Origin of the sequence: Psychrobacter sp. ENNN9_III (assembly GCF_001462175.1) — a bacterium.
Taxonomy (GTDB): domain Bacteria; phylum Pseudomonadota; class Gammaproteobacteria; order Pseudomonadales; family Moraxellaceae; genus Psychrobacter.
Genome location: NZ_LNUO01000105.1, coordinates 1 through 6,178, shown reverse-complemented (window position 1 = coordinate 6,178; position 6,178 = coordinate 1). Strand labels below are relative to the sequence as shown.

The 6,178-nt window shown below is 41.0% G+C and carries 6 protein-coding genes; 3 read left to right on the top strand and 3 right to left on the bottom strand.

Annotation, left to right across the window (positions count from 1 at the left end):
• Window positions 1-67 precede the first annotated feature (67 nt).
• Complete coding sequence (locus PENNN9_RS06600; RefSeq protein WP_058368911.1) at window positions 68-817, bottom strand: YebC/PmpR family DNA-binding transcriptional regulator; 750 nt, start codon at window positions 815-817, stop codon at window positions 68-70.
• A 350-nt stretch (window positions 818-1,167) separates the two neighbouring features.
• Between PENNN9_RS06600 and PENNN9_RS06595 the strand changes: the two genes are divergently transcribed.
• Window positions 1,168-1,998 (top strand): ion transporter, encoded by an 831-nt coding sequence (locus tag PENNN9_RS06595; RefSeq protein WP_058368910.1) that lies wholly within the window; start codon window positions 1,168-1,170, stop codon window positions 1,996-1,998.
• A 27-nt stretch (window positions 1,999-2,025) separates the two neighbouring features.
• Here PENNN9_RS06595 and PENNN9_RS06590 read toward each other — a convergent pair whose 3' ends face one another.
• A complete protein-coding gene (locus PENNN9_RS06590) occupies window positions 2,026-3,327 on the bottom strand; it encodes an ABC1 kinase family protein (protein WP_058368909.1) in 1,302 nt (433 codons plus the stop codon).
• 146 nt (window positions 3,328-3,473) lie between these two features.
• On the bottom strand, window positions 3,474-4,025 hold the full coding sequence (aroQ, locus tag PENNN9_RS06585) for a type II 3-dehydroquinate dehydratase (protein ID WP_058368908.1): 552 nt from the start codon (window positions 4,023-4,025) through the stop codon (window positions 3,474-3,476).
• 527 nt (window positions 4,026-4,552) lie between these two features.
• Between aroQ and PENNN9_RS06580 the strand changes: the two genes are divergently transcribed.
• On the top strand, window positions 4,553-4,768 hold the full coding sequence (locus PENNN9_RS06580) for a cold-shock protein (RefSeq protein ID WP_058368907.1): 216 nt from the start codon (window positions 4,553-4,555) through the stop codon (window positions 4,766-4,768).
• A gap of 176 nt (window positions 4,769-4,944) precedes the next feature.
• Window positions 4,945-6,135 carry a DEAD/DEAH box helicase gene (locus PENNN9_RS06575; protein ID WP_178379357.1) on the top strand — a complete coding sequence of 397 codons (1,191 nt, stop codon included), beginning with the start codon at window positions 4,945-4,947 and terminating at the stop codon, window positions 6,133-6,135.
• Window positions 6,136-6,178 lie beyond the last annotated feature (43 nt).

Here is a 6,178-nt window from a genome sequence, read left to right as displayed (position 1 = left end):
CCTCCAAACGCTAAAAACGTTTGGCTTTCTTGTATTAAACTATCAATTATTAAATGAGCAATGATATCTATTGTTCAAGTTGTGCCATGACATCAGCAGAGAAGTTTACGTTGCTATAAACCTCTTGCACATCATCTATATCTTCTAACATATCAATCATTTTCATGACTTTTTCGGCATCATCGACATTGTCTATCTCAGCAGTGGTGGATGGCGACATAGTCACCTCAGCATTGTCAGAGACCAATCCAGCTGCATTAAGTGCATCTTTGACTTGACCAAAGCTGTCGACTTCGGTGATAACGAGTAGCGATGTTCCATCGTTTTCGATATCGAGTGCGCCTGCATCTAGTGCAGTGAGCATGACTTCATCTTCTAAGTTTACGTCATTAAAAGTGATTTCACCGCGCTTAGTAAATAAATAAGCGACTGAACCTGAAGTGCCAAGATTACCATCGAATTTGGTAAAGGCGTGACGCACTTCACTGACGGTACGATTGACATTGTCAGTCATCGTCTCGACCAAAACAGCGACACCGCCCACACCGTAGCCTTCATAGCTGATCTCATCCATGTTTTCAGTATCGCCGCCGCCTGTGCCACGATCAACCGCGCGATTAATAGTATCGCGGGTCATATTGACCGACAAGCCCTTTTCTATAGCGGCACGAAGACGTGGGTTTTTGTCAGGATCAGGATCTCCTTGTTTAGCGGCAGAAACAATTTCACGAATAACCTTGGTAAATACTTTACCTTTTACTGCATCCTGACGGGCCTTGCGATGTTTGATGTTTGCCCATTTTGAATGACCTGCCATATTATATCCTTAAGTGCTATATGCTTTTTAGTATGATCTCAATGTCGTCATACCTATTATAGATACTGCGTTATAACCAAGTTTGTCTATTTATAGTGCGTACCAATCTCAGCATAACTAAGCGTCGCATGTACTGCTATGACGTTATAAGCTTACGCTGGTATGAGTAATTTGTATGTTGTTGAGCACTATTTTTTGCTACACTGTGGCATCTTATATGTTGCAACAACGGCTATAGACGCTCAATATTATAGACCAATTTTGCGTATTTTAAATAATTTGCGCTTATTCATCACACTTTAAATCATTAAGTGCTATCCAGCCATTGATTTTACGAAGCCACTGATTCTATGAAGCAACCGACTGCTGAAGCTATTACTCATTTACGTAACCGCATTCATATCATTATTGAAGGCACAGACACCCGTTTGGGTAAGCTCTTTGATATTGTATTATTGATTGCGATTTTGGCCAGTGTGGCCATAGTAATGCTTGATAGTGTGTTATATATGCGCTTGCAGTATGGCACGCTGTTTTTTTATGCAGAATGGTTTTTTACCATTTTATTTACGATTGAGTATAGTCTCAGGTTATTCTCAGCACCCAATCGCCTTCGTTATGTTTTTAGTTTCTTTGGTATAGTAGATTTATTGTCTGTATTGCCAAGCTATCTAAGTCTAATGTTTGTGGGTGTACAGTACCTGCTCGTGATACGTATTCTACGTATTTTGCGTATTTTTCGTGTCCTCAAGCTTAAAGCTTACATGCAGCAAGCAGGTTTTTTGGCTTCTGCGCTTAAAACCAGTCAGCAAAAAATCACCGTGTTCTTCTTGTCGCTTGTCCTATTGGTAACAATCTTTGGCTCAGTCATTTACGTGGTAGAAGGACCAGAGAATGGTTTTACAAGTATTCCATTATCTATTTATTGGGCAGTCGTTACCATGACGACAGTAGGATACGGTGATATATCGCCAAAGACACCGCTGGGTCAAGCAATTGCGACCATGGTCATGATTACAGGTTACTCGATCATTGCAGTGCCAACGGGAATATTTACCTCAGAGCTGGCACGTAACATGCGACCACAACTCAATCCTATTACTTGCCCTAATTGTGGAAAGTTTGGTCATGCCGTTGGCGCAACGTTTTGTGATCGTTGTGGTCATGCGCTGCATGTCTAAAAGTCCTTGATACTACTATTGTGTTTTTTATGAGTCAATATATTCATCAACTAAGGATGAGAGATCGATTTCAACACCAAGGTTTACCAAGTTCCAATATTGTCCCGATACAGTACGATCAAGCATCATCGTCGTTGCAGAAGGCTGAAACTGACCAAAGTACTTTAGGGACGTACGCATTTGAGCAATGGCTTCATGATGGACTTGACTACTAGAAAAATCAAAAGCGCCTACTTGGTAAGGCAAAATAGATAAAGGTTTGAGACCAATAGCGAGCCACTCTTGATAAAATTCGCCAGGAATGTCAGTGTCATCAGTCCGGCGTATTTGTAGCGCAATCAAGTCTTGTTCAAGAGCAGTTACATCACCTTTTATAGCATGCCTTGCAAATCGTCGAAATAACTGCACTTCGTTATCACTATAGCTGCGAATACCACCAAAATCATAGGCGACTACGCTGCCATCAGTTCGAAAGGCAAAGTTACCTGGATGAGGGTCACAGTGCATTCGGTATAACCCAAATAGCTGACCTGCTGTAAAATGGAACAATCTTACCGCTATTTTTTGCTTGATATCATTGTCCCATGATGCAGCTTCGGTTAACGTATCTCCCATCTCTTCTGTCAAGGTCAAAATACGTTTAGAAGAGTGACTGCCAATGACTTTGGGTATGATAAGTCCTTCATCTTCAGCATGGAATGCACCAAATACCCGCAAGTTATGCGCCTCTTTAGTATAGTCAAGCTCATCATAGAGGCTTTGCCGTATTTCATTAAATAGCTTATCTTGTAGTTCGCGGCTCATATTAAGCACGCCAGCAATCTTCAATGCCATACGTACTTGTTTTAGGTCACTGTCACAATTTTCATCCACATCGGGATATTGAACTTTTACCACGACCTTTTGGCCAGAGGGGAGAGTGGCTTTATGTACTTGACCGATAGAAGCAGCTGCAAAAGGGGTTTCTTCAAATTCATCAAACAGCTCATCGATAGGCGCTTTAAGCTCGCGCTCGACTTGCCGGCGAATCTGCGAGTAGGGCATGGGCGGCGCGTCTTTTTGCAGTTTTTCTAGTGCTGTTGCCACCTCAGGCGGAAACACGTCTTTATACTGTGAGGCAATCTGTCCTACTTTCATGACAGCACCTTTCATCTCGCCAAGGGTCTCAGCGATTTGAACACCCACATCTTGCATCAGCGCTGAGCGTGCTTGCAAACGTTTTTCTTCGTCACTAGAGAGGTGCTTTAGTGAGTTTTTAGCGGCCTTTCCTGCAATACTCGCAGTCATGCCAGCAAGTTTCATAAAGCGTTTTCCGGACGATTTTGCCATTCATATCACCGTATATTAATTTTTGGTTTTTGTCCAAAGATTGAAAATTGACTTAAGAACAAGTCGTACGTATTTAATGCAATTTTTCTACCAATAAAAATATTCTATATCAAAACTAAATTGGTGTTTATTAACTCTATATTTTCTTAAGATTCATTTAAAGTAGGTATTAGTGCAGAATTATCCAGATCAATATCGTATAGATTTACCAGCCAGTAATCGAGCGCCATCTGATAACCCAAATGACCCAAACCACATATTACTCCCACTGCCACATCACTCAAGTAAGAGTGATGACGAAAAGGTTCACGAGTATGAACGTTTGAGAGATGCACTTCTATAAATGGCTTTTGAGTGGCCAGCAAGGCATCGCGAATGGCGACTGATGTATGAGTAAACGCAGCTGGATTAATGATAATAGCATCTACTTGTGAGCCTTCATCTGCTAATAGACCATGCTGTTGAATCGCATCAACGAGCTGACCTTCATGGTTGGATTGAATACAAACAAGCTCAACATCATGACGGGCTGCTTGTGCTGTCAAACGTGTTTCGATGTCGCTAAGCGTGGTGTGACCATAGATGTCGGGCTCACGCTTGCCTAGTAGATTTAGGTTGACCCCATTAATGAGCATTATTTTACGTGTGGGGGGATTGACTGTTTTTTTGGCCGTTACTGAAGAAGAAGGGTCACTCATACGTTTCTCTATGAATTAAAGGGAAGGTAATATTGGATACTCACAGTATAAATAAACAATAAACTGATTTGTCAGATATGGGACTTTATCACAATAGCTCAATTATAAGTTTATAAAAAATTACATAGAAAACTTACCTAAACGTTAAAAATCATGTTAAATGGCTTTGTGTTGCTAAAAACCCATGCTATTGTTGCTAAAAACCCATGCTATGATATTTTTAAGTAGTAAGTCTTGCAACTGTGTTGCTATTGCTTTTGAAGCAGTTATAAGGAGCAATCATCCTCAAGTGATGACGCAACATCGGTAGCAAGCGTATTGAGACACGACGACTTCAACTAAGAAGGCGTTTTTATTATTCAATAAAAATAAGTGTCCTTATGTACTTTAAGTACAAATTTTAAACAATGGCATTTAAATCGTTATTTAATAAATGGTTTAAATACTGATTTCATAGTCTTAGACCCCGTTTACATGCAATGTCGCAAAGGAAGTTGGGGCTGAGTGTAATTTTAGGAAGCAATATTATGTCAGATCGTGAGCAAGGTGTCGTTAAGTGGTTTAATGATTCAAAAGGCTTTGGTTTTATTCAACGTAACAGCGGTGAAGATATCTTTGTCCATTTCCGAGCGATTCAAGGTGACGGTTATCGTTCTTTAAAAGATGGCGAAAAAGTTGAGTTCAACGTAGTTGAGGGCCAAAAAGGCCTGCAAGCTGAAGAAGTCAGAAAAGTAGAAGACTGATCCATTTATTATAGCAGTTTAGGTTTAATAGTTTTATTGACTGCTGATATACTACTGAGTCAAGCCTGTCTAAGATTACCGATGTTGAACTGATTGCAACATGGGTATATACAGACTTTGGGCTTGGCTTTTTTACGTTAAGGCTTTATCAAGGTTTATAGTAAGCTTGTTATGACATGAGTCTGTTGCCACTAATATATAAGGATGATTTTTTGAGTAATTTTACGACATTTACTGATCTACCACTCTCAGAGCCAACATTGCGGGCGATCAGTGATTTGGGCTTTACTGCACTAACGCCTATCCAAGCTCAAATATTACCACACACCTTAGCGCATCAAGATGCAATTGGGCAGGCGCAAACGGGAACAGGAAAGACGGCGACTTTTTTAATTACTATCATAGAAGCTTTACTCAAGCGTCCTTTTCATCATGAAGAAAAACGGCATTTGGGCGAGCCGCGTGCTGTGATAGTAGCACCGACGCGTGAGCTTGCCCAACAGATTTTTGACGATTGTATTGCTTTGACAAAATATACAGAATTGCACAGTGTGTGTATTATGGGCGGTACCAATTACGAGACTCAGCAACACGAGCTTGAGCGTCAATACGTTGATATTCTGGTTGCGACACCTGGACGTTTGATTGATCTTATGCACAAAAGCATGCTCTATTTGGATCGTGTAGAGGTGCTAGTATTGGATGAAGCGGATCGTATGCTTGATATGGGTTTTATTCCTGATATCAAGCGCTTGGTTGGGCGGATGCCAGCGAATACGGATCGCCAAAGCTTATTGTTCTCAGCCACGTTCAATCAAGATGTTATGAATCTTGCTTACCGCTGGTTGCACGAGCCACAGTTTGTCGAAATTGAACCTGAACACAAGACTAGTGAGCTGGTAGACCAACATTTTTATCTATTGACAGAAGATCAGAAGTTAGAGGCGTTGCAGCGTATTATCAATGATACGGCAGTAGACAAGGTTATCATCTTTGCCAATCGTAAGGATCAAGTGAAGCGTCTGTATCACAAACTGCGTCCAGCTCATAAAATCGTTATGTTATCAGGTGATGTGATTCAGCAAAAACGTGAAAAATACTTACAGCGCTTTAAAGATGGTCATGCATCGATATTGGTTGCAACCGATGTGGCAGGGCGCGGCATTCATGTCGATGATGTCAGTCACGTAGTTAACTACACTTTACCAGATCAGCCGGATGATTATGTACATCGTATCGGTCGTACAGGGCGCGCTGGACAAACAGGTATTAGTATCAGCTTTGTAAGTGAGGATGATGCTTTTAATTTACCGGCGTTAGAGAAGCATTTGGATACTAAGTTCAGCCTTGAGCAATGGCAGCAATAATGCTATTGAGATTAATGTAGCTACAAAAAAGCCTGCAACGATA